At 45.7% G+C, this 22,210-nt stretch carries 24 protein-coding genes and 2 pseudogenes; 9 read left to right on the top strand and 17 right to left on the bottom strand.

Annotated elements, in window-relative coordinates; all coding sequences use genetic code 11:
• Positions 1-231 precede the first annotated feature (231 nt).
• The 6 genes and pseudogenes from AC5YB1_RS06130 to AC5YB1_RS06155 form a co-directional block, all read left to right on the top strand.
• Positions 232-399: pseudogene (locus AC5YB1_RS06130) on the top strand (type I restriction-modification system subunit M N-terminal domain-containing protein); the annotation flags it as partial.
• A gap of 75 nt (positions 400-474) precedes the next feature.
• Positions 475-1,577, top strand: a protein-coding gene (locus AC5YB1_RS06135; protein ID WP_494519615.1) for an IS3 family transposase whose coding sequence is annotated in 2 segments (ribosomal slippage) — positions 475-739 and positions 739-1,577 — 1,104 coding nt in all. Because the reading frame shifts where the segments join, the coding sequence is not laid out codon by codon here.
• A 55-nt stretch (positions 1,578-1,632) separates the two neighbouring features.
• On the top strand, positions 1,633-2,016 hold the full coding sequence (locus AC5YB1_RS06140; RefSeq protein ID WP_494521135.1) for a hypothetical protein: 384 nt from the start codon (positions 1,633-1,635) through the stop codon (positions 2,014-2,016).
• 43 nt (positions 2,017-2,059) lie between these two features.
• Entirely contained in the window at positions 2,060-2,725 is a 666-nt protein-coding gene (locus AC5YB1_RS06145) for a metallophosphoesterase family protein (RefSeq protein ID WP_011919772.1), read from the top strand.
• Positions 2,726-2,730: 5 nt separating this feature from the next.
• Positions 2,731-3,672, top strand: a complete 942-nt coding sequence (locus AC5YB1_RS06150; protein ID WP_494521136.1) for a hypothetical protein — start codon at positions 2,731-2,733, stop codon at positions 3,670-3,672.
• The gene (locus AC5YB1_RS06155; protein ID WP_494521137.1) at positions 3,672-4,961 is read left to right on the top strand and encodes an MBL fold metallo-hydrolase; all 1,290 of its coding nucleotides are present in this window, start codon (positions 3,672-3,674) and stop codon (positions 4,959-4,961) included. Before AC5YB1_RS06150 ends, AC5YB1_RS06155 begins: the two co-directional genes overlap by 1 nt.
• Positions 4,962-5,028: 67 nt before the next feature.
• Here the strand turns inward: AC5YB1_RS06155 and AC5YB1_RS06160 are convergent.
• The 3 genes and pseudogenes from AC5YB1_RS06160 to AC5YB1_RS06170 all read right to left on the bottom strand — a co-directional run.
• A pseudogene (locus tag AC5YB1_RS06160) lies at positions 5,029-5,184 on the bottom strand (IS5/IS1182 family transposase); the annotation flags it as partial.
• Between the two features lie 204 nt (positions 5,185-5,388).
• Positions 5,389-5,523 carry a hypothetical protein gene (locus AC5YB1_RS06165; protein WP_269204142.1) on the bottom strand — a complete coding sequence of 45 codons (135 nt, stop codon included), beginning with the start codon at positions 5,521-5,523 and terminating at the stop codon, positions 5,389-5,391.
• Positions 5,520-5,963: a hypothetical protein gene (locus AC5YB1_RS06170; protein WP_041420582.1), complete on the bottom strand. Its 444-nt coding sequence runs from the start codon at positions 5,961-5,963 to the stop codon at positions 5,520-5,522. The genes AC5YB1_RS06165 and AC5YB1_RS06170 overlap by 4 nt, the downstream gene beginning before the upstream one ends.
• A 604-nt stretch (positions 5,964-6,567) precedes the next feature.
• Here AC5YB1_RS06170 and AC5YB1_RS06175 point away from each other — a divergent pair.
• Both AC5YB1_RS06175 and rimI read left to right on the top strand, forming a co-directional pair.
• Positions 6,568-6,909, top strand: coding sequence for a DNA polymerase III subunit psi (locus AC5YB1_RS06175; protein WP_494521138.1), 342 nt, complete (start codon positions 6,568-6,570; stop codon positions 6,907-6,909).
• Positions 6,899-7,342, top strand: a complete 444-nt coding sequence (gene rimI / locus AC5YB1_RS06180; RefSeq protein WP_494521139.1) for a ribosomal protein S18-alanine N-acetyltransferase — start codon at positions 6,899-6,901, stop codon at positions 7,340-7,342. The genes AC5YB1_RS06175 and rimI overlap by 11 nt, the downstream gene beginning before the upstream one ends.
• Before the next feature lie 85 nt (positions 7,343-7,427).
• On the opposite strand, the gene lipA is transcribed toward rimI, so the two are convergent.
• The 14 genes from lipA to leuS form a co-directional block, all read right to left on the bottom strand.
• Positions 7,428-8,393, bottom strand: a complete 966-nt coding sequence (gene lipA, locus AC5YB1_RS06185; RefSeq protein ID WP_110457843.1) for a lipoyl synthase — start codon at positions 8,391-8,393, stop codon at positions 7,428-7,430.
• Complete coding sequence (lipB, locus tag AC5YB1_RS06190; RefSeq protein ID WP_494521140.1) at positions 8,386-9,045, bottom strand: lipoyl(octanoyl) transferase LipB; 660 nt, start codon at positions 9,043-9,045, stop codon at positions 8,386-8,388. Before lipB ends, lipA begins: the two co-directional genes overlap by 8 nt.
• A gap of 94 nt (positions 9,046-9,139) precedes the next feature.
• Positions 9,140-9,406 carry a DUF493 family protein YbeD gene (gene ybeD / locus AC5YB1_RS06195; protein ID WP_494521141.1) on the bottom strand — a complete coding sequence of 89 codons (267 nt, stop codon included), beginning with the start codon at positions 9,404-9,406 and terminating at the stop codon, positions 9,140-9,142.
• Between the two features lie 121 nt (positions 9,407-9,527).
• A complete protein-coding gene (locus AC5YB1_RS06200; protein ID WP_494521142.1) occupies positions 9,528-10,700 on the bottom strand; it encodes a serine hydrolase in 1,173 nt (390 codons plus the stop codon).
• Between the two features lie 126 nt (positions 10,701-10,826).
• Entirely contained in the window at positions 10,827-11,645 is an 819-nt protein-coding gene (locus tag AC5YB1_RS06205) for a septal ring lytic transglycosylase RlpA family protein (protein ID WP_494521143.1), read from the bottom strand.
• Positions 11,635-12,615, bottom strand: coding sequence for a lytic murein transglycosylase B (gene mltB, locus AC5YB1_RS06210; RefSeq protein WP_494521593.1), 981 nt, complete (start codon positions 12,613-12,615; stop codon positions 11,635-11,637). The genes AC5YB1_RS06205 and mltB overlap by 11 nt, the downstream gene beginning before the upstream one ends.
• Positions 12,616-12,656: 41 nt before the next feature.
• Positions 12,657-13,763 (bottom strand): rod shape-determining protein RodA, encoded by a 1,107-nt coding sequence (gene rodA / locus AC5YB1_RS06215; protein ID WP_494521594.1) that lies wholly within the window; start codon positions 13,761-13,763, stop codon positions 12,657-12,659.
• Positions 13,750-15,633, bottom strand: a complete 1,884-nt coding sequence (gene mrdA / locus AC5YB1_RS06220) for a penicillin-binding protein 2 (protein WP_494521144.1) — start codon at positions 15,631-15,633, stop codon at positions 13,750-13,752. Before mrdA ends, rodA begins: the two co-directional genes overlap by 14 nt.
• Before the next feature lie 81 nt (positions 15,634-15,714).
• The gene (gene rlmH / locus AC5YB1_RS06225; protein ID WP_119978369.1) at positions 15,715-16,185 is read right to left on the bottom strand and encodes a 23S rRNA (pseudouridine(1915)-N(3))-methyltransferase RlmH; all 471 of its coding nucleotides are present in this window, start codon (positions 16,183-16,185) and stop codon (positions 15,715-15,717) included.
• Entirely contained in the window at positions 16,185-16,514 is a 330-nt protein-coding gene (gene rsfS / locus AC5YB1_RS06230) for a ribosome silencing factor (RefSeq protein ID WP_110457874.1), read from the bottom strand. The genes rlmH and rsfS overlap by 1 nt, the downstream gene beginning before the upstream one ends.
• 132 nt (positions 16,515-16,646) lie before the next feature.
• Entirely contained in the window at positions 16,647-17,288 is a 642-nt protein-coding gene (nadD, locus tag AC5YB1_RS06235; RefSeq protein ID WP_475514604.1) for a nicotinate-nucleotide adenylyltransferase, read from the bottom strand.
• Between the two features lies 1 nt (position 17,289).
• Positions 17,290-18,321: a DNA polymerase III subunit delta gene (gene holA, locus AC5YB1_RS06240; protein WP_494521145.1), complete on the bottom strand. Its 1,032-nt coding sequence runs from the start codon at positions 18,319-18,321 to the stop codon at positions 17,290-17,292.
• Positions 18,321-18,815: an LPS-assembly lipoprotein LptE gene (locus AC5YB1_RS06245; protein ID WP_475514602.1), complete on the bottom strand. Its 495-nt coding sequence runs from the start codon at positions 18,813-18,815 to the stop codon at positions 18,321-18,323. The genes holA and AC5YB1_RS06245 overlap by 1 nt, the downstream gene beginning before the upstream one ends.
• 106 nt (positions 18,816-18,921) lie before the next feature.
• On the bottom strand, positions 18,922-21,513 hold the full coding sequence (gene leuS, locus AC5YB1_RS06250) for a leucine--tRNA ligase (RefSeq protein WP_494521146.1): 2,592 nt from the start codon (positions 21,511-21,513) through the stop codon (positions 18,922-18,924).
• A 120-nt stretch (positions 21,514-21,633) separates the two neighbouring features.
• Between leuS and AC5YB1_RS06255 the strand changes: the two genes are divergently transcribed.
• Positions 21,634-22,134, top strand: a complete 501-nt coding sequence (locus tag AC5YB1_RS06255; protein ID WP_494521147.1) for a zinc ribbon-containing protein — start codon at positions 21,634-21,636, stop codon at positions 22,132-22,134.
• Positions 22,135-22,210: the final 76 nt, after the last annotated feature.

Consider the following 22,210-nt stretch of genomic DNA (forward strand, 5'->3'; position numbering starts at 1 on the left):
CTTTAATGAATATATGTGGGACGAGCGCGCTTAGGCCTTATACAATAGGGCAAATCTCGCTAAGCGCGACTTGCCCTGAAGCAGCAGGCTGCTCCTAAACCAGTTGGCGACAAGTCTAACCGCATAACGATACCAATTTTATACTCACTCTTAGCATGCTGATTGATCGCATTTTGCGTTAACGCAGTCAAATAGAAAGCTAAGAGCCGTAAACCATTTAAGAGAACATACATGAACAACAATGATCTAGTCGCCAAACTCTGGAAACTCTGTGACAACCTGCGCGATGGCGGGGTGTCTTACCAAAACTATGTTAACGAGCTAGCATCATTGCTGTTTCTTAAAATGTGTGAAGAAACTGGTCAAGAAGATGAGCTATTGCCTGAGGGGTACCGCTGGGCATGTAACCCTCCCTTAAAATCAGAATGTTTTAAATAGAGTTTTCCATTTACACTAAACCAAATGGAGAATCACATGAAAAAGACACGTTTTACTGAAAGCCAAATTATCAACATCCTCAAAGAAGGCGAGTCTGGTGCACAGACTGTGCCTGAGTTATGTCGCAAACATAATGTAGGTCAAAGTACCTATTACAAATGGAAATCTAAGTACGGTGGGATGCAAGCCTCTGACTTAACCCGTATGCGGGAATTAGAAGCCGAGAACGCCAAACTTAAAAAGATGTTTGCTGATGTCAGCTTACAAAATATGGCACTCAAAGATATTGTTGAAAAAAAGCTATAAGGCCAGCAGAACGAAAGGTATTAGCCCACTATGCCATTAATGAATTTGGCCTAGGTGTTGTGCTGGCTTGTGATGCGTTAAACATCAGTCGTTGCACATATTATTATCAACTTAAACGTATAGATGATAATGATATTATTGAGGCAGTATCAGACATTGCTGAAAAACATAAGGCCTATGGGTTTCGGAAGATATTTAAGCGGCTACGGCTCCTAGGCCATAAATGGAACCATAAACGTGTGTACCGTATTTATTGTGGTTTGAAGCTTAACTTACGGCGTAAAGGTAAAAAGCGCTTACCTTCTCGAGAGCCTGAGCCACTGGCCGTTCCAGCAAAGGCTAATGAATGCTGGTCTATGGATTTTATGAGTGATAACTTATTTTCAGGCAAGTCTTTCAGAACATTTAATGTCATTGATGATTATCATCGTGAAGCGTTAGCCATCGAAGTGGACTCGAGCTTACCTGCACAGAGGGTTATACGCGTGCTGGATAGAATCGCAGCCTACCGTGGTTACCCAAAGCGATTAAGGCAAGATAATGGGCCAGAATTTATCTCACATGCACTTGAGATATGGGCTGAAGAACATGGCATCAAGTTAGATTTTATTAAGCCAGGAAAACCAACGCAAAATGCGTATATTGAGCGATTCAACCGCACTTATCGAAATGAAGTATTAGACTGTTACTTGTTCAATAGCTTGACTGAAGTAAGGGAAATCACAGATAGTTGGATTGAAGAATATAATTATGATCGGCCACATGAATCACTGAATGATTTACCGCCTAAATTATATGAGCGATTAATTGAGGAAAACTCTCTCAAAATATGATCGATATAAGGGAGGGTTACAGCAGTTTCTACATATCGAGGTTGGTTCAATAGTCTTGAGCCCATCAGAAAGTAGTATTGAAAGTATGCATCTGTTTCGTACCGTCGAATCCTCACAGTATGATATGAATCGAGATAACTCAAAAGAAGGGAACCCTCATGGTGTGCCCGTTGAACATATCATGACAGTAAAGAAGTCACTCCTTCCACCGGGTGTTTTGAGGTCATTGAAAGGCGCACGCAAAACGGTATGTAATTTTTCCAAGCATGCGGCAGCAATGGAGGAGTTCCTTAAAGTTGCTGAACATATATCCGAAGAGCCCGTTACAACAGAATTAGAGTTACAAAATAAAGTGCGTAACACGCTAATTCAGGCACTGGATAGCGAAAATGAGATTGTACGGGTTCAAGCTGCTGCGGCATTGTATAAATCTGCCTGACCCTGTTTTCCTACGACTATTAATTTATACGGATGAGCTTTAAATGACTCATGTTATTAAGCCTACTCTTGGCTGTTCGGTGAAGGTACTGCACGTATCTGATCTGCATTTCAATCAAGCTCAATTTGAATGGGTAACAGAGCAATCGTGCAATTATGATGTGTTGTGTATCAGTGGTGATCTGCTCGATGATTCCTTGAATCAGACTTTAAGCAGTGAGGAGCAAATTGAGTGGATCAAGCAATGGACGCTTACACTAAGTATTCCTACATTTATCTGCTCGGGTAATCATGATCAAATAGAGTTTGAAAATGATGAGCAGCCATCAGCACGTTGGCTTAGCAGGTTGAAAAAAGATCATCTCTACCTTGATGGTAATATTGTCGAGATAGGTGGTTTTTACTTTGGCTGTATACCATACGAAAGTCTTAACTTTCATAAGTTTAGATATTGTGACGTATTACTACACCACGTCCCGCCATCTAAGCTCAAAGTCGCTATGCAGGGTGGTGAAGACTGGGGCTGCCAAGATATCCGAGCCGCTATCAAGTTTGGTGAGTTGCAGGCAAAGTATGTTCTATGCGGCCATGTTCATCAGCCCCATGCTCGCTTTAGTAAATTTAAAAACAGGATTATTTCTAACCCAGGTAGTAACCCTAGCGCTGAAAAGCCGAACTTTAACTCTATAACTCTAGTGGGGAGTGAGTAATCTGTATGACAAAACCTTTTGCGAGAAAATTCGATCTTAATCAGTTACCTAAAGAAAACCCAGAATGGTGGCAGGATCTGCTGCAACGACTAATGCCAGCTGGCGAAGAGTTAGGTGACTTTGGACTTCGCTTAGCTGTACGTGAAAATTACCTCAATTTTTATCACAGGGGGCAAGCTATTGCCTATATTGGTTTTAACCGTAAAAAAGAGTTGTACTCAAAGCTACATATTAAATATGTATTTCCAGGTGCTAAGCCGCAGAAATACGTCAAATTGAATGGAAATGAACCAGGAATCATTAATCCTGAGAACGAAAAAGACAGTGTCAGTTACCAAGGCAGCCAGACGTTAAAAAAGTGGATTGGTTGCGCTAAGGATACAAAAATAAAAGATGATGATGAAAAAAGCTTTGTAGAAAAGGTGGTTGCAGCTAACGGCGATGTTGTTGATATGGAGGTGGGGTTACCGGGTAAGGCTTACCGAATTGATTTGGTATCGCTAGAGCAGCGCGACGGTTTAGTACATATTGTTTTTTGGGAAGCTAAGCTCACGACTGATAAACGTTGGGGGCCAGATAGTGACATTTCTAAGGTACTTGAACAGTTGGGGCGTTATAGAGCCTTTCTAAATAGTGACAACCGTCAAAAGCAGTTAAAAGTAGCATTTGTTAACGCTTGCCAAGTACTGACCAAGATAACCAAGCTAGCAAATAAATCTGTGGCGTCGATTATTGAAGACGTCGCTAATATGGAAGAAGATGAAAGTGGGGACATACCACGGCTAGTTATCGATAGTGAGCCAAGGTTACTGATTTATTATAACGAGGTACAGGATAAGAAAAATAACTGGTCTCGTTATGAAAAGAAGCTAATTGAAAATAAAGTAACCATGCAGATAATGACTGAAGGCAGCTGTTACAAACTTCAGAGTAAGGAGCAGTTTTAATGCCACAGATCTCAGTAACTATATTGCGTGGAGCAGATACCATTGGTGGTAGTTGCGTAAAAATAAACCATGGCGAAGATAGCATTGTGTTAGATTACGGTGCTCCTCTCATGGATAGCACAGGAGTATCGATTGATGCAGACTTGGCTTCAAGCCCATCGATGGAAAATGGTATTTTGCTTGATATTCAACAGCAAGATACTAGACCTCCTTTGGCTTATCTCTTATCCCATGCACATCCAGACCATTATGGTCTACTGAGATCATTACCTAAAAGCTCAAATATATACCTGTCAGATAGTAGTTACTCTATGATGACTATTGGCAACTTGTTTTACCCTGAAGCATTGCGATTTAGTTCACTGGAGCAGTGTCGACAGTTCACTCCTGGAAAACCATTTCAAGTTGGTCCATTCACAGTAACGGCATTTTTAATGGATCATTCAGCCTTTGGCGCATGTAGTCTTTTAATAGAGGTTGATGGTAAGCAGGTATATTACACTGGGGATTTTCGTGGGCATGGCAGAAAGTCACAGGTTAGCGATTACATCTACGCAAATGTGAAGCAGCCTGATTTAATGCTGCTTGAGGGAACGACCCTTAATGGAGGGCACTCGCTACAATTTCCTACTGAAGTTTCGGTTGAAGATGCTATGGTTTCGGCCCTTAATGAGGGTGATGGGCCAGCTTTTGTTTCAGCCTCAGGTAGCAATATTGATCGAATTGTAAGCCTCTATAACGCAACTAAACGCACAGGAAAAGAGCTAGTTATCGATCTATACCAACTTTACTTGCTTGAGGCGCTAAAGAAGTACTCCCCTAGCTTACCACCACATAAAAATGATCACCTAAAAGTGATATTTCCTCAATCCCAACTAGCTATCATTAAGTCTGAATTTGGTGATGATTTCCTGCGATACAGCAACCGCCATGTGAATCTTAGTAAGCTGAAGGGGACTAACTACGTATTCAGATTATCTCCCTATGCAATGACCCCCTACCTTGACTCATTTAAAGAAAAAGGGGTAAAACCTAAACTTATCTACTCTATGTGGTTAGGTTATCAAAGTAAGCAGCCTAAGTTTGCAGAGATAGCCAATAAATATCAGGAGTCATGGCAATACATTCATACGAGTGGTCATGCTTACCTAGAGCACTTACAGAGCTTCGCAGGTAATATATCACCCAAGGTTTTAGTACCAATTCATACTCTCAACCGTGACAAGTTTTCAAGCTATTTTGATAACGTTCGCATAGTAGAAAATGGAGAGTCGATAGTCTGTGAATGATATGCATTGAGCGGCCTTGTTGATCAAATAACTGCTTGAGATGCAGCTATACTAAGGTTTTCCGAGTTTATGCAGTTGTCTGTCTAACAGGCATACTTGGCTCTATGACTTTGTTCATCGCTTTTACACCAGCCAAAGCTTCTCCGATCAGTGCATTGTGATCACGTAAGCTTAGCTTGGAGCTGATGAGTTGTTTTTAGCGATACATTGCAGTCTCGGATAGACATATTCATCATCTGGCTCATTTCAGAGTCAGTTCGTTTCGTATCGTGAATTTGTTTAAGTTTTTTTAGAATCTTCTGTTTGCGTCTGCGCAAGTAGGCAGCTTGAGAAGATAAGGATTTTCGATTGTTCATGTGTTTCTCCAATTTAGAGGAACACAAGCCCTTGAGGGAGTGTCCCTCTAGGGTTAAATATTTTAACTGATTTATTTCTTAGGTTGCTTGCTTCTATCGAACTCGGCGGCAAACCAACCTACTGCAACCAACATTAAGGTCGCAACAGAAAAAACAGCTAATGAATATAAAATAAACGTTTCAGGTGACACTATATAGTTACTCATAAGGATGTCCTTACCTTAAATTTTAGCATTTGATTCAATTTCGAGCAATAACGATGTTCAAGGGGCTTACCAGTCCCTACTTCTTGAGCCGCTTCTTTTTTTACTTCTTCCTCAGTCGCTTTTTTAAACAACAGCTTTCCAAGTTCTTTAGGCAACATGCTATTTATCGTTGAGTATACTTGCTCTTTCATTGCGTACAGCATGTTACCAATAGCCGCTGAAGCACTCGTTGACCCCATTGATACGCTATCGGCGACACCTTGCATAAATTCAGGATCACCCATCACTGAGCTAGCAAAGTCAACTACTGCCGTTGCTCCGGTATTCCACCTGTAAACCAACATCGTGGTAAAGTCACTATACAACCCCGCAACTTGATCAGTTACTCGGCCCGAAAGCCTTGAACAGTTAATCAATATAGACCCTTGGGTAAAAAGCATTACTACACAGCTCAATAATTATTCTCTATTGGAGGCTTGCTTAAGGGCAAACCTCCAAGTTCGACAGTGGTCAGTTGTATATGTGTTTAGCAAAGGCATGATTTTGTGCTATCCAACTCTAGAATATGGTCTAACCAAGCTCCTTTTTCGGTATCTCTTTGTGAAAATAAATAGAATTTTTATACCAAAATCGGTGACCAAAATAATCGCCGTGGGCACTAAATCGCTGAAAAATGACTTAAATCCGTTGAAAATGAATTTTTAAACGTAATGATTTAACTATATGTAATTAATATAATTATTCAATGAAACCCTCAGGTTTCAACTGGCGTAGAATAACATCATTTGGTCTTGTGGCGGTCTCCAAAACCGATGGTTGCGGGTTCGAGTCCTGCCACCCCTGCCAAATTAAAGAAGCCGTTCAGAAATGAACGGCTTTTTGCTTTTCTGCTTTTATTAAACGTGGATGTCGATTGACACGTTTACTGCGTTAATACCTGTCACAGTGTTTGCCATCTTCCTCGTGTTTAACAACTTGCTTTATACTCCAGTGACATTCTAACTGTGTAACTGGTATTCTTGGGTCGTATTTGGATTGGTTGGAGTGAACTTGAATAGAGACGATTATTTGGACGCGATGGGGGTAACCCGTTGGACCGATGCTAATAATGTATTGCCTACGGCTATTATTCTGCTAGATCATGGTGCGCAATTCGATCTCAGTCATCCGATCATCCAAATTGTGCTTAGGCTTGTCGATGTAGAACCCGCACAAGTTCAACTAAGCACTAAATTACAACAAAATATTCTTTGGGATATGCGTAAGTTAAAGCTGCCTAAAGTGAACTCTGTTATCAGCTCTGCCCCTTTGAATGAGCTTGAGCGTGACGTTCAGGCTAAGCGAGCGCTTTGGCAATCGATATGCGAGCAACAGCATGCATTATAAGTTAAGGGCTTTATCGCTGGCAGATGTGGCCAACGTTGCTGAAATTGAGCAACGCTGTCATCAATTTCCTATGTCTATAGCAACGCTTGAGAGTTGCTTTGGGCGTTTCTATCATGTTATTGGTCTTGAGGTTGATGGCGACCTCGTAGGGTTTGCCATTTTGCACTTGTTATTTGAGGACGCCACCTTGATGGATATCTGCGTGTCACCAGAAAATCAAGGCAAAGGACTTGGTAGAGTGTTATTAGATGCTGTTGTCGATTTAGCGGCCTCTGGTGGTGCAGAGCGGATAATGTTAGAGGTCAGGGCATCGAGCTCTGCGGTGATCCGTTTGTATGAAATGGCGGGTTTTGTTCGTACTGGTTTACGGGTTAACTATTATCAACATGAGCTAGGCAAGGAAGATGCGGTGTTGATGGAGCGATTATTATAGGCTTGCTTGCAACAAATATTGTGATAAAAATAGCGCCTTGCGGCGCTATTTTTAGATTAAAACTTGTTGTGGTTAAAAGAAGCGCTTATTTAACTTCTTTGCCTTGCGCTTGCAGATCGGCATGGTAACTAGAGCGAACCATTGGGCCACATGCTGCATGGGTAAAGCCTATCTTTTCGGCAAACTCTCTTAGTTCGTCAAACTCCGCAGGCGGAACATAACGTTCTACAGGTAGGTGAAACTTAGATGGCTGAAGATATTGCCCTAGCGTGAGCATCTCGACGTTATGAGCGCGCAGATCTTGCAATACTTCAGCGATCTCTTCGTTGGTTTCACCAAGTCCCATCATCAATCCAGACTTCGTTGGTATTGATGGATGACGCTCTTTAAATTTCTTCAGCAGATCCAGTGACCATTGATAGTTGGCGCCAGGACGGGCCTTACGATAGTGCTTAGGCGCCGTTTCTAAGTTGTGGTTAAACACATCAGGTGGCTCAGTGGCTAATATGTCCAGCGCCGCATCAATACGGCCTCTGAAGTCAGGCACGAGAATCTCAATTTTGATCTCTGGATTTAATATCCGAATTTCACGAATGCAGTCGGCAAAATGTTGTGCTCCACCGTCTCTAAGATCGTCACGATCGACAGAAGTGATCACCACATATTTGAGCTTCATATCGCGAATCGTTTGTGCAAGCTTGACGGGCTCTTCGGCATCAGGCTTTAGTGGTCGGCCATGGGCTACGTCACAAAATGGACAGCGGCGAGTACAAATAGCACCCAAAATCATGAAGGTAGCTGTCCCATGGTTAAAGCACTCTGCTAAGTTAGGGCAAGATGCTTCTTCGCAGACAGAGTGCAAACCGTTTTTACGCAGTGCTTGTTTGATGTCGATAATACGCTGATTAGAAGCGGGTAATTTTACCCTTAACCAATCGGGTTTACGTAACATTGTTTCGCGCTCTGAAGGCACGATCTTAACAGGAATGCGTGAGACCTTATCGGCGTCACGTAACTTAACTCCCGGTTGTAGTCTTTCAGGCCTATTCATATGACTTTGCTAACCCTTGATGATGTTCTAAATGATGATAGCCCAGTGTTTGGCTAAAGGTTTGGATAAGTTTTTCACCAGCTTCTATAACAGTTTGAGGTCCGTTTAACGGTTTGCATTGCGCCATCTCTAAACCCGCATACCCACAGGGGTTGATGCGTTGAAATGGGGACATATCCATATCGACATTAAGTGCAAGGCCATGAAACGAGCATCCTTTGCGGATACGTAATCCGAGAGAGGCTATTTTACGCTCATCGACATAGACACCTGGCGCATCGGCTTTAGGATACGCCTTGATATCATACATCGCCAGCATACTGACGATGCTTTGCTCTATATCGGTCACCAGTTGGCGCACCCCAATTTTGAGACGCTTGATATCCAGTAAAGGATACGCTACCAGTTGTCCAGGCCCGTGGTAGGTCACTTGACCACCTCTGTCGACTTGAATAACGGGGATGTCACCAGGGTTAAGTATGTGCTCGCTCTTACCGGCTTGACCTTGGGTAAAAACGGCAGGGTGCTCTACTACCCATAGTTCATCTTGGCTGTGTTCATCGCGAGTATCGGTATAATGCTGCATGGCATGCCATACCGATTCGTAATCTTGACGACCAAGATGACGAATGTGTAAAACCTTATCCTTCAAGGGCAACCTCTCCCCTTAGCATTTTGTGCGCTTATTATACGCGCGAAATTAAGAAATGTAATATAGATCACACTTCTTCTTGTATGGCGCTGGATTAGAGTACGCGCTTAACACCATCAATTGCGGCTAATTCAACGTAAAGCGTCTCGATTTGCTCTTTACTGCTAACCGTCACTTTGATGGTGATGGAGTTATAAGTGCCCTTGCTCGACGCTTTAGTGGTCGGAATATAATCACCAGGCACATGGCGTTGCACTACTGCAACCACATCATCGGCCAGTGTGTCTCTTGCATCACCGACAACTTTAAATGGAAATGCTGCTGGGAACTCCATGAGCTCGTGAAACTTAGTGTCTAACATTGGTTTTAATCTCTTGCCGAAATAGATGAGGTAATAAATGGGGCGCATTATACCTAATTCAACCCCAGTAAGGTAAAACAAAAAGGCCACCCAGAGGTGACCTTAGTTTCGTACAATTAAGTTAGTTGAACCAACTGGCAAACATCTGCTTGAAATAGTCCATTAACTTACTGAACCAGCTGCCTTCTTTAACTTCTTGTAAGGTGACCAGCGGGAATTGGGCGACATCTTTACCATCAAGCTGGAAATAGAGCCGTCCGACAACTTCACCTTTGGCGAGTGGCGCGGTAAGTTCTTTATTGAGCTCAAAGTTAGCTTGGAGGTTTTGTGCCTGGCCACGGTAGATGGTAATTGGGGTGTCTGTAGTCACGCCCAAATCAACGGCTTCTCTATCACCGTACCAAATTTTTTGGGTCACAAAACTGTCACCAGCTTGGTATGGGGTAATTGTTTCGAAGAAACGGAAGCCATAATTGAGTAGCTTTTTGCTTTCAGCTTTACGTGCTGACTCGCTAGCGGTGCCCATGACAACTGAAATAAGACGCATACCGTCTTTAGTTGCTGAAGTGACAAGATTGTAGCCTGCGCCTGAAGTATGGCCAGTTTTGATGCCATCGACATTTAAGCTTTTGTCCCACAACAATCCGTTACGGTTGTATTGTTTTATGCCATTGTAGGTAAATGATTTTTCTGAGTAAACGCGGTACTCTTCTGGTACATCACGGATAAGTGCTGCGCCAAGAATCGCCATATCATAAGCGGTCGTTTTATGATTTTCAGAGTCGAGACCGTGGGAGTTTTCAAAGTAACTGTCGGTCATGCCGAGCTGCTTGGCCCATGAATTCATCAGGTCGACAAAGCCATCTTCTGTACCAGCAATATGTTCAGCCATCGCAACGCAAGCATCGTTACCCGATTGAATAATGATCCCGCGATTAAGATCGTCTACAGACACCTGTTTACCCACCTCGATAAACATCTTTGACGAATCGGGAAAGTTTTTAGACCACGCTTTTTTACTAATAGTGACCTGATCGTCGGGTGAGATGTTGCCCACTTTGATCTCATGACCGATGACGTAACTGGTCATCATTTTGGTCAAGCTGGCTGGATTTAAGCTTTCATAGGCATTTTCTTCAGCAATGATTTGACCAGAATGGTAATCCATTAAAATATAGGCTTTAGCAGCGACCTTAGGCGCATCAGGTGTCACCACTGGTGCGGCGCTGGCTGTGGTAAAGGAGAGTGAGGTCAAAAGGAACAGTGATTTTGCGTATTGATTGATCAATTTCATATTAAAAAGGCACGTCTTTTAGTTGAATGCGAAAAGAAAGCTGCTATCTGCTCGAGTATAACATTAGTCGACCGTGTAAATCAGTGAAGGTTCATTAATCTTCATTCAATTGAGTCGATTATTCACCTACTCTGTAACGACATAGCTTTGAGGAAAACCGTTTTGCTGCAGGGTTTGATGTAACTCTGTGGCTATTTGTTGGCGGCCAATGGGGCCTAGTTGAAGTTTATACAAGTTACCCGCTTGCAAAATACGCGTCTTTACCTGGTATTGGTTGGCTAACTGGTTTCCAAGCTGAGTGATGCGTTGTTTGTCTGAAGACGCTACCACTTGCACGTAATGTAAATCGGTATTTTTTAGTTCGGCAAGGGCGGTTGATTCTGGGCTCTCGATATAAATCACTTCTACATTAACCCTGGCCGTACCGGTTTTAAGCATATCGAGTCGATGAGCGGCGGCGTAAGATAAATCAATCAAACGCTCATCATGGAACGGACCGCGATCGTTAACCCGAACAACAACGCTCTTGTTGTTGGCTAAGTTAGTGATTTTAGCGTAACTGGGTATAGGCAAGGTTTTGTGAGCCGCCGACATCGAATACATATCATAGGTTTCACCATTAGAGGTGAGGTGGCCATGAAACTTAGCACCATACCATGACGCTATGCCTGCTTGTTGGTAGCCTTTCCCCGTATCGAGTACGCGATAGGTTTTGCCGCGTACCGTATAACTCTTACTGTTCCCACCCCGGCTGTAGGGTTCAAATTTAGGATGTGCATCTTCGACCTTAGTGACATCTGGGGTGTTGTTAGGCGCCGCATCATCGTTCATTTTATAGCGCCGATCGCTGCTTGATGAACATGCTGTCAGCAGTAAAATCAATGCAATTATGCTGGCATGATACAGCTGGCGACTATTGTGATAAAAGCGGTAATTATTTCGCATAAGCGTCTTTAAGTTGTTGGCTGAATTGATACACAGCCATGGCGTACAAGGGGCTACGATTATAACGGGTGATCACATAAAAATTGTGCAATCCTAACCAATAATCGGTTTGCTCGGCTTGCTCCAGTTCTACTATCATCGCCGGTTGGCTGATATCTAAATCGGTATTTTGCCCCAGTGCTATCTGTGGCGAGAGTATATCGGCCACTCGATAATGCAACTTTTCACCTTGCCACACATTTAAATGTTCTGGCAGCGCATGATTGGTCAATGGCAATGCCACAGGGTCACCTTTACGCCAATGATGTTGATGAAAGTAGTTGGCAACACTGCCAATGGCGTCGATGGGATTGCCAATTAAGTCACGCTGGCCATCATTATCAAAATCCACTGCGTAATGGCGATAGCTAGAGGGAATAAATTGACCAAACCCCATTGCGCCTGCATACGAGCCCTTTAGGTTGGCAATATCCAGCTGCTCCTCTTTGGCGAGCATTTGCAGATTAGCCAGTTCTTTACTAAAGAAGCTCGCTCTTGGAGTGTAGTGAAAGCCTAAAGTGTAAAGAGCATCAACTACAGGGTAATTACCTAAGTAGCCCCCGTAAAAGGTTTCGATACCGATAATGGCCACAATGATCTCGGGCTCAACCTGAAACTCATTGGCCGCCTTGGTTATGGTGTCGGCATAACGCTGCCAAAATTCGAGGCCCTTTGCTAGGCGTTGTTCGGTCAGGAAGATAGGCTGATAAAGGTGCCAAGGCTTGGCTTCCCATGGGGTGGTGATTGCATCAATCACTTTTTGGTTATAATTAGCCTTGGCAAGAAACTGCTCAATCTCTTGCTGGGTAAATCCTGCATCGAGTTGTGTTTGAATAAAAGCTTGCTTAGCGGTGCGAATATCACCATCGGCTGCTACCACAGTTGCAGCATGGGTCGTTGGCGAGTCAAGGCCCAGTGTAAGGGCTGCCATAATGGCAATGAGGGGCAATCTTAGCTTCACTCTGTGCTCCGTTATCGGTCGACAAAACGTCTATGGGTATGGATGCTCATTAAGATACCAAAGCCTGTCATCAGCGTCAGCATCGAGGTACCACCGTAACTAATTAAGGGTAATGGCACACCGACTACAGGTAAAATACCCGACACCATGCCTATGTTGACAAAAATATACACAAAGAAGGTTAAAGTAATACTGCCAGCGAGTAAACGGGCAAAACTGGTTTGTGCCCGCGCTGCAATTACTAAGCCGCGGCCAATCACATATAAATAGAGCGCCAATAACAATAGGCTACCGATTAAGCCAAACTCTTCACCAATGACCGCGAAGATAAAATCGGTATGGCGCTCGGGTAAGAATTCCAGTTGTGACTGAGTCCCTTCTAGCCAGCCCTTGCCCCATAAGCCTCCTGAGCCAATAGCAATTTTCGACTGAATAATATGGTAGCCTGCGCCCAAGGGATCCTTTTCAGGATCGAGTAGGGTTAATACCCGCGTGCGTTGATAGTCGTGCATTAAGAAAAACCACAGCACGGGTAACATGGCGAGTACGCCGCCGACAAAGCTGCCGACAATCGCCCAACTCATGCCTGACAAAAACAGTACAAATATCCCTGATGCGGCCACTAAAATTGAGGTGCCTAAGTCTGGTTGTTTGGCAATCAACAACGTCGGGATCAACAGTAACACCCCTGCTCCCGCTAGATAACGCTTCTTTGGTGGTAGCGGAAACTTACTGATATACCAGGCCATAGTGATGGGGAAGGCCAGTTTAATCAGCTCTGAGGGTTGAAACTCCATAAAGCCCAAGTTTAACCAGCGCTGAGCCCCCTTGTTGATCTCACCAAAAAAATGCACCCCCAGCAACAGTACTATCCCGGCAATATAGATAGGAAATGCCCAGCGCCTGAGAACTTCAGGGTTGATCTGCGCCACAAATAGCATGATGGCCAGTGACAGGCCGATACGCACTAATTGACGTTCCATCAGGGCAATATCTTCACCGCCAGCAGAATATATAACAAATAGGCCAAAGCACATCAGTGCCAAGATCCCCAACAGCAGGGGCAGGTCTATATGTAAACGTTGCCAGATGTTAGGGCGGTGGCTATGGGCGGTCATGGTGCGGCGCTCCGGCGGTGATGGTGGCAGGCTCATCTCTGAGAATATATTCATCGAGTAAGGCGCGTGCGACTGGGCCTGCATTAGCGCCACCCCAGCCGGCATTTTCGAGTACCACGGCTAATACAATTTTGGGTGACTCATAGGGCGCATAAGCAATGATTAGCGCATTATCGCGCAGGTGCTCATCAATGGTGTCGGCATCATATTTTTCATCTTCTGCCACGGTAAATACCTGTGCCGTACCGGTTTTCATCGCGGCTGTGTAACCGGCGTCGACAAAGCGCGATTTATGCGCCGTGTCCTTCATGGCGGTGTTGATGATCTCCCAATTGCGGGGATCTTTCAGTTCCAGTGGGGGCATTTTATCGATCAAGGTATCGACCTTGGTCGTGTCGTTTTCCACCGATTTAAGCAGGTGAGGCACAAATCGCTGGCCATTATTGGCTAAGATAGCCGTTGAATTAGCAAGCTGTAGCGGGGTGGTGGTCCAATACCCTTGGCCTATCCCAACTGAAATGGTGTCACCTATATACCAAGGCTGATTATACTTAGCCCGCTTCCATTCGCGAGAGGGCATAATGCCGGCCGATTCCTCGAAAATATCCACTCCGGTACGTTCACCAAAGCCAAATTGGTGCATAAAGTGGCTCATCTTATCGATGCCAGTTTTATAAGCTAAATCATAGAAGTAGGTGTCGCAGGAGTGCACGAGCGCACCATTGACATCAACCCAGCCATGGCCCCAGCGTTTCCAATCGCGATACTTATGATCGACATTGGGGATCTGCCAAAAGCCCGGGTCCCAGACGCGGGTTTTGGCGGTGACGACTTTATCTTCTAAGCCCAATAGCGCCATATGAGGTTTCACCGTTGAGGCCGGTGCATATTGCCCTTGGGTGGCGCGGTTAATTAAGGGGCGTGAGCGCGAGTTAAGCAGCTCGCCATAGGCTTTAGAGCTAATGCCGTGTACAAATTGGTTCGGATCGTAAGTTGGGCTAGATACCATGGCTAATATTCCGCCATCGCGGGGATCGATAGCCACTATAGAGCCGCGTCTGCCGTCTAATAGCTCCATGGCCTTTTTTTGCAGCTGCAGATCTAAGGTGAGGTGGATATCTTGGCCTGGTATCGGTGCGACCGACTTGAGGGTCCTAATGGTGCGGCCGCGATTATTGACCTCTTCCTCTAGGTGGCCTGGCGTGCCGTGTAACAAATTCTCATAAAACTTTTCAATGCCCTGCTTACCAATGTCTTTGGTGGCGGCATAATTTTTCCATAAGCCAGCGCTTTGTAGGGCTGCTTGATCGCGGTTGTTGATCCGGCCGACATAGCCAAGTACATGGGTCATCAAACCGTTGTAAGGGTAGTGACGTTTAAGGCCTGCATCGATAGAAAATCCGGGGAAGCGATGTTGGTTAACACTGAAGGCGGCGACTTGCTCTTCTGTCAGGCGGTTTTTAACCGTAATAGGCTTAAAGCGGCGATGATATTTTAAGGCTTCCAGCAGATTTTCTCGTTCATCGCTACTGATCTCAATCACCGCGTTAAGCACATCGAGGGTCGAGGCTACGTCAGTGACTTTTTCAGGAATAAGTTCAAGTGAGAAGAAGGGCTGATTTTCTGCCAGCAGTTGCCCATGGCGGTCATAAATCAGGCCGCGACTCGGTGCAACAGGAACCACTCGAATGCGATTGTCATTGGAGCGGGTTTCATAATCGGTGTAAGAGAGGACCTGTAACTGATAGAGATTGGTGAACAGGATGCACAATAACACCACGACACATACGAAAGTAAAAATAGCTCTTCGCTTGAACAGCGAGGCTTCGGCGGCATGGTTATGCATCGCCATCCGTTTACGTGGCGCCAATTATACTCTCTCCAGCAGTAAGTTGGTGTTCGTAATCATTAGCCTATCCTGTGGTGTCCTACGGGCATAGGAGCGCAAGGGTTATTCTCGATGATAGGGATGGTTATTGTTGACGCTCCAGGCCCGATAAAGGCTCTCAGCCACCAATACCCTAACCAAGGGGTGAGGTAATGTCAGTGCTGAAAGGCACCAGCTTTGGGTCGCCGCTTGCTTACAGGCGGGGGCAAGTCCTTCTGGACCACCAATCAGTAAGCTTACGTCGCGTCCATCATGTTGCCACCGGCTAAGCTGGGTTGCCAGTTCTGGTGTTGTCCAGTTTTTGCCGGGGAGATCGAGGCTAACGATATGATTACCTTTCGGTATCGCCGCTAGCATCAGCTCGCCTTCTTTATGAAGAATTCGAGCTATATCGGCATTTTTTCCACGTTTACCCGCTGGGATCTCAGTTAATTCGAAAGGCATATCCCGTGGAAAACGGCGCTGATACTCTTCAAATCCTGTGGTGACCCAACTGGGCATACGGGTGCCAACGGCAACTAACTGTAACTTCATTACTCTGGCTTTTCAGACCACAGCTTTTCAAGCTGGTAAAAATCACGAGTCTTGTCTTGCATCACATGCACAATAACATCGCCTAGGTCGACGAGAACCCATTCGCTGCTATCACGACCTTCAACACCATTGATGTGTAGGTTGGCACGTTTAGCTTCTAGTACCACGTTTTCAGCAATTGCTTTTACGTGAGTCTTAGATGTTCCTGAGCACACCACCATAAAATCGGTGATATTTGATTGCTCACTCACATCTAATACTGTGATATCTCTTGCTTTTAAATCTTCGACTTTGTCGATGACAAATTGTTTTAGCTCGGCGCTTTGCACGCGGTTTTCCTCATTCATTTTTGACAGCGGGGCAGTATAACAGGTTATCTTGCCAAAGTAATCGCCTATAGGCGGCATCAGCAGGGGATTTTTTAGCAAATTAGAACGCCAATAGCAACGCCTGTATCGCGATCAACGGTACAGCTGGTGCTCGGCGATATAGTCGCTAACGACTTTGGGCATGGCGTCAGCGGGCAAGGTGTTGTTAGCCAGTTGCTTTCTTATTTGCGTCGACGAGTAAGGTTGCTCTGTAATGGCCACTGGCAGAATAAGCCCGCCATATTGCCCCCGCTCTGTGGCGATGGCGAGGCTGGTTTTATCGCCGCGGCGCTGTTCAAGTAACTGCTGCATGGGAGAGTCGCTTGCTAGTTGCCAGCCCGGTCGTTGGCATACCACCAAATGGCACAGCTCGAGTAATTGCTGCCATTGATGCCAGCTAGGGAGGTTGATAAATGAGTCCATGCCCATAATAAATAGCAGTTGATCATTAGGGTGCGCCGTACGTAAACGTTTAAGCGTGGCCACTGAATATGACGGGCTGCTACGTTTAATTTCAATATCACATACCTGCATTTGTGGGTATTGCTGGCAGACTAAGCGCGCCATTTGCAGCCGGTGTGCAGTGCTGCACATAGGCTGAGGCTTGTGCGGCGGAATATTATTTGGCATTAGCCACACTTGGTCTAATCCAAGTGCTTGCTGCACCTCAAGTAACGGTGTGATGTGACCATAGTGGATCGGGTCAAAAGTGCCGCCGAGCAAGCCGATATTCATTTTATGCTAATTCGATATGGCTCAAGTGCTCGTGAGCGCTGGGATCGTACAACAGGCATAGGTGGCTCAAAGCGGTCCAATCTTCGACGCCTTGTTGTTTGAGTCTTAGCTCTGTTTTGGATGCAAACGCCAGCATGGCTTCGATTTGCGTTAGGCTTAAACGCGACAGCGCCGCTTGGTATAACGTTTTACGTTTATCCCAAATACGCAGTTTGCTCCATAAGCTACTGACATTGCCGCCCAGCTCTTGTGCCTGCTTTAGCTGTAATAGCGTGGTCAGCTCTTTAAATTGGCTCCATAATAAAATCGGCATAGCTACGCCTTCGGCCTGCAGTTGCGACAACATATGTTGCGCCTTATCTTGCTGATTATTAAGCAGTACATCGGCTAGCTGGAAAACGGTGAAGCGAGATTGATCTTCAAAGTACTGTTCAAGTTGTTGGCTGTCGATCAGATCGTTAGGGTTGAGCAACTGCAGCAGTTGCAACGCTTGATCGGCGGCGAGCAAGTTACCTTCATATAGGTTAAACAGCATCTGCTGTGCATCTTGGGTCAGCCGTAACTTAAAGTGACTGATTCTGCCTTGCAGCCAGCGCTGAAATTGCGCGCCTTCAGGCGTGGTACACGGAATATAAACGCCTTTAGCGTCGAGACTTTTAAACCACTTAGATTTAGTCTGTTCGCTGGCTAATTTGGGCCCGGTAAGCAGCAATAAGATATCGGGGTTATCGTGTTGCATTAACGCTTGCAACTGTGCGCTGCCGTCACTGCCAGGTTTGGCTTGGGGTAAAAACAACTCAATAATGCGGCGGCTCGCGAACAGGCTCATGGTGTTCCACTCTTCGAGCAAGTCTTGCCAATTAAACCCTGTTTCTTGGGTGAGTTGAATTCGCTCTTCGAAACCGTCGCGTTTGGCTTGGGCGTAAATTAAGGATTTACTGGTTTCGCACAGCCAAGGATCATCGCCAAAGACTAAATAGCATTGGGCTAATGGCGTGAGCTGTTTGGCTAATTGATCTGGATAAACCCGCATTAATTGGTCTCGATTGAAGCCAAAATTTGAATGATTTGGTCAGCCGCTTGGATGCGCATCTCTTTAACCAGCAGTTCCATTTCACGGCTTTTGGCCAGTGCAGTGCGCGGGTCATCGAGGTAGTCGCGATGAATTGCCACTTCAAAACGCTGTGCATCACGTTCAGGCAGTTGCACCGCAAATGAGACTAGGTAGTTGAGCTCATACTCGGCGACATTCCCTGTGGGATATAAGGAGAGTGTGGTTCTGTCGAGTGAATCATTAAGGATGCTCAGCGTGGGTAAGGCCGCGTTCGCGTCAACCACATTGATGCTGTTAAGACGTAAGCGTTCACGTACCAAGCGGGTGAGTTCGCTGTATTGATCTTGACTGCTAAGATGCAGTGATTTTAGCGCATCGGGAATAGAGTAACTGCGCTGCAGTTTAAAGCCGCAACCGCTGGTGGCCAAAAGGGTCAGGGTTAACAGGGCGAAACACAGGCGTTTAATAAACATAAGTGAGTCTGTTCTTCCTAAAGTAATGATGCTCAGCCTAACAACATAGGCTGAGCATTGCAGCACCTGAATCACAAAGGTTATTCAGGTGCCGGGCTTGCGACAGTTAGCTTGCTACGATATTGAGCAGCTTACCAGGGACATAAATCACTTTACGTATGGTTTTGCCTTCGGTGTGTTTAATCACGCCTTCTTGCGCCATACCCAAAGCTTCAACTGCGTCTTTATCGGCATCGGCCGCGACAGTGATTTTAGCACGTAGCTTGCCGTTAACTTGCACTATGATAAGTTTACTGTCTTCCACTAGCGCCGCTTGATCGACTTCAGGCCACAGTACCTCTTCAATCGCTTGTTCGTGCCCTAAAGCTTGCCATAGGCTGAAACACGTGTGCGGAATGATTGGGTACAGTAGGCGTACCACAGCGCAAAGTGCTTCTTGCATTAAGGCGCGGTCTTGCTCGCTCTCTGCTGGGGCTTTTTGCAGACGGTTCATCAACTCCATTACCGAGGCGATGGCGGTATTAAACATCTGACGACGCTCAATATCATCACCCACTTTAGCAATGGTCTTGTGCAGCTCGCGGCGCAGCTCTTTCTGTGCTGGATTGAGCGCAGTGAGATCTAAGCTCGTGGTCGGCCCTTGAGAGACATGGTCGTGTGCCAGTTTCCATAAACGCTTGATAAAGCGATGCGCGCCTTCAACACTCGACTCTTGCCATTCCAGAGTTAGCTCTGGTGGCGCAGCGAACATCATAAACAAGCGTACGGTATCGGCGCCGTATTTATCGACCATCTCTTGTGGGTCAATACCGTTATTTTTAGATTTAGACATCTTGCTCATGCCGGTATAAACCAGTTCATGGCCTTGGCTGTCTACCGCTTTAACGATACGGCCTTTGTCGTCCGTTTCAGTGACGGTGGCATCATTTGGTGAAACCCAAACGCGGGCGCCTTTCTCGTCGTTGTAGTAGAAAGCATCGGCCAACACCATTCCTTGAGTCAGTAGGCGTTTGGCTGGCTCATCACTGTTGACTAAGTCCATATCACGCAGCAACTTGTGGAAAAAACGGAAGTAAAGCAGGTGCATACATGCGTGCTCAATACCACCTATATATTGGTCCACAGGCAACCAGTAGTTGGCTTTCGCAGGATCTAACATCTGGTCTGCGTGCGGGCTGCAGTAACGAGCATAGTACCAAGATGACTCCATAAAGGTGTCAAAGGTGTCAGTCTCTCTGAATGCTTCTTGGCCATTAACTTGAGTCTTGGCCCACTCTTTGTCCGCCTTGATTGGGCTTTGAATACCATCCATCACCACATCTTCTGGCAAGATGACCGGCAGTTGATCTTCTGGCGTTGGCATTACAGTGCCATCGGCGAGTGTGACCATAGGAATAGGAGCACCCCAGTAACGCTGACGAGAAACTCCCCAGTCGCGCAAACGGAAGTTAACTTGGCGCTTACCTTTTCCTTCGCTCGATAGCTTGGCATCGATGGCATCGAATGCCGCTTGGAAGTCCAGACCATCTAGCTCTGGGAATGCGTCGCCAGAGTTAAACACAATGCCTTTTTCGGTATAAGCTTCTTTACTAATATCAAGCTCACCATCGACTGGCTTAATCACGCCCTCGATTGGCAGGCCATATTTAGTGGCAAATTCATAGTCGCGTTGGTCATGACCTGGAACCGACATCACCGCGCCAGTACCGTAGTTCATCAACACAAAGTTAGCTGCCCAAATAGGCACTAACTTACCCGTGAGTGGATGAATCGCTTTAAGACCAGTATCGACGCCTTTTTTCTCCATCGCAGCCATAGCGGCCTCGGTGGTGTCGGCATTTTTACACTCTTCGATAAAGTCTTTAAGTGTAGGGTTGTTGGCCGCGGCTTGCTCAGCGAGTGGGTGACCGGCGGCAATCGCCACATAAGTCACACCCATAACTGTATCGGGACGCGTGGTATATATATCGAAACTCTGCTCGCTATCAGCCACTTGGAAGGTCATCTCTATGCCTTCACTGCGACCAATCCAGTTGCGCTGCATGGTCTTAACTTGCTCAGGCCACTCATCGAGTTGGTCGATGTCGTTGAGTAGCTCTTCGGCGTAATCGGTGATTTTAATAAACCACTGAGGGATCTCTTTTTGCACCACTTCGGTGTCACAGCGCCAGCAGCAGCCGTCTTGTACTTGCTCATTGGCGAGTACGGTTTCATCGTTGGGGCACCAGTTAACCGCCGAGGTCTTTTTATAGACTAGGCCTTTTTCGTACAGCTTAGTGAAGAACCATTGTTCCCAGCGGTAGTACTCTGGGGTACAGGTGGCGATTTCACGGCTCCAGTCGTAGCCAAATCCCAGCATTTTCAGCTGGTTTTTCATGTAGTCGATATTTTCGTAAGTCCAAGGAGCTGGCGCCGTCTTGTTATTGATTGCCGCATTTTCAGCTGGCAGGCCAAATGAGTCCCAACCGATAGGTTGTAGGACATTTTTACCCTGAAGACGCTGGTAACGTGCAACTACATCGCCTATGGTGTAGTTGCGAACATGGCCCATATGGAGTCGGCCAGAAGGGTATGGAAACATCGAGAGGCAGTAAAACTTCTCCTTGCTTTCATCCTCGGTTACTTCAAATGTTTTTGTGTCTTGCCAGTGCTGCTGCACCTTAGCTTCAATCTCTGAAGGTAGATATTGCTCTTGCATTGATGATTCCCGGCCATGTCGCCTATTATTTGATCTTGCGCACGTTGTGCGCGAGTGAGATCTGCATAGAATAAACTAGAAGTGAGTCATTAAAAAGGTTCGCATGAAGGAGTATTGAACATGAGTCAAAGAAGTGCCGAATTACTATCGCTTTATCAGGCCCTGATCACGCAGGTTAAGTTGGATTTTGCCGACGATAACTCTATGACAGTAAAGGAGTTATATAAGCTTGTCACTAACAGTAAGGACTTTTTGGCTCTCAAACAACAAGCTAAAGCGGAAGAGTTAGCTTTAGTCGAACAATTTTTAAAACGTGATATCGCTGATTACTTGCAAGAGAAAAATGCTACCGACTTAAGCCATAGCCCTACAGTTATCGCGGTAGAAAATACGTTATGGCATTGGTTAAGTGAAATTACTGACCGTAGCCAAGTGGAGTGGCATGAGGTCACGCAAGACTTTAAACATAATGGCCTGTATCAGAGTGGTGAAATTATCGGGCAAGGGACGTTAGTGTGCACCGCCTGTGGCCATGAGATGCGCATTGAGTTTCCAGGGGTGATCCCCGACTGCCCTGAGTGTGATTGCGGGCAGTTTACTCGTGAGGCGCTAACGCCTTAGGGTTAGCTTATGAGTGTCATCAATCTCTTTAACGGCGGCACGGTAGCGCTAATGAGTCTTTGTTCTTAGCGCTACC

It is taken from the genome of Shewanella sp. 433 (assembly GCF_059338565.1).

Coding starts and splice junctions, on each gene's coding strand:
- AC5YB1_RS06145 (WP_011919772.1), top strand. CDS start 2,060: ATGACTCATGTTATTAAGCCTACTCTTGGCTGTTCGGTGAAGGTACTG.
- AC5YB1_RS06150 (WP_494521136.1), top strand. CDS start 2,731: ATGACAAAACCTTTTGCGAGAAAATTCGATCTTAATCAGTTACCTAAA.
- AC5YB1_RS06155 (WP_494521137.1), top strand. CDS start 3,672: ATGCCACAGATCTCAGTAACTATATTGCGTGGAGCAGATACCATTGGT.
- AC5YB1_RS06165 (WP_269204142.1), bottom strand. CDS start 5,523: ATGAGTAACTATATAGTGTCACCTGAAACGTTTATTTTATATTCATTA.
- AC5YB1_RS06170 (WP_041420582.1), bottom strand. CDS start 5,963: ATGCTTTTTACCCAAGGGTCTATATTGATTAACTGTTCAAGGCTTTCG.
- rimI (WP_494521139.1), top strand. CDS start 6,899: ATGCATTATAAGTTAAGGGCTTTATCGCTGGCAGATGTGGCCAACGTT.
- lipA (WP_110457843.1), bottom strand. CDS start 8,393: ATGAATAGGCCTGAAAGACTACAACCGGGAGTTAAGTTACGTGACGCC.
- ybeD (WP_494521141.1), bottom strand. CDS start 9,406: ATGTTAGACACTAAGTTTCACGAGCTCATGGAGTTCCCAGCAGCATTT.
- AC5YB1_RS06200 (WP_494521142.1), bottom strand. CDS start 10,700: ATGAAATTGATCAATCAATACGCAAAATCACTGTTCCTTTTGACCTCA.
- AC5YB1_RS06205 (WP_494521143.1), bottom strand. CDS start 11,645: ATGCGAAATAATTACCGCTTTTATCACAATAGTCGCCAGCTGTATCAT.
- mltB (WP_494521593.1), bottom strand. CDS start 12,615: ATGGCAGCCCTTACACTGGGCCTTGACTCGCCAACGACCCATGCTGCA.
- rodA (WP_494521594.1), bottom strand. CDS start 13,763: ATGACCGCCCATAGCCACCGCCCTAACATCTGGCAACGTTTACATATA.
- rlmH (WP_119978369.1), bottom strand. CDS start 16,185: ATGAAGTTACAGTTAGTTGCCGTTGGCACCCGTATGCCCAGTTGGGTC.
- nadD (WP_475514604.1), bottom strand. CDS start 17,288: ATGAATATCGGCTTGCTCGGCGGCACTTTTGACCCGATCCACTATGGT.
- holA (WP_494521145.1), bottom strand. CDS start 18,321: ATGCGGGTTTATCCAGATCAATTAGCCAAACAGCTCACGCCATTAGCC.
- AC5YB1_RS06245 (WP_475514602.1), bottom strand. CDS start 18,815: ATGTTTATTAAACGCCTGTGTTTCGCCCTGTTAACCCTGACCCTTTTG.
- leuS (WP_494521146.1), bottom strand. CDS start 21,513: ATGCAAGAGCAATATCTACCTTCAGAGATTGAAGCTAAGGTGCAGCAG.
- AC5YB1_RS06255 (WP_494521147.1), top strand. CDS start 21,634: ATGAGTCAAAGAAGTGCCGAATTACTATCGCTTTATCAGGCCCTGATC.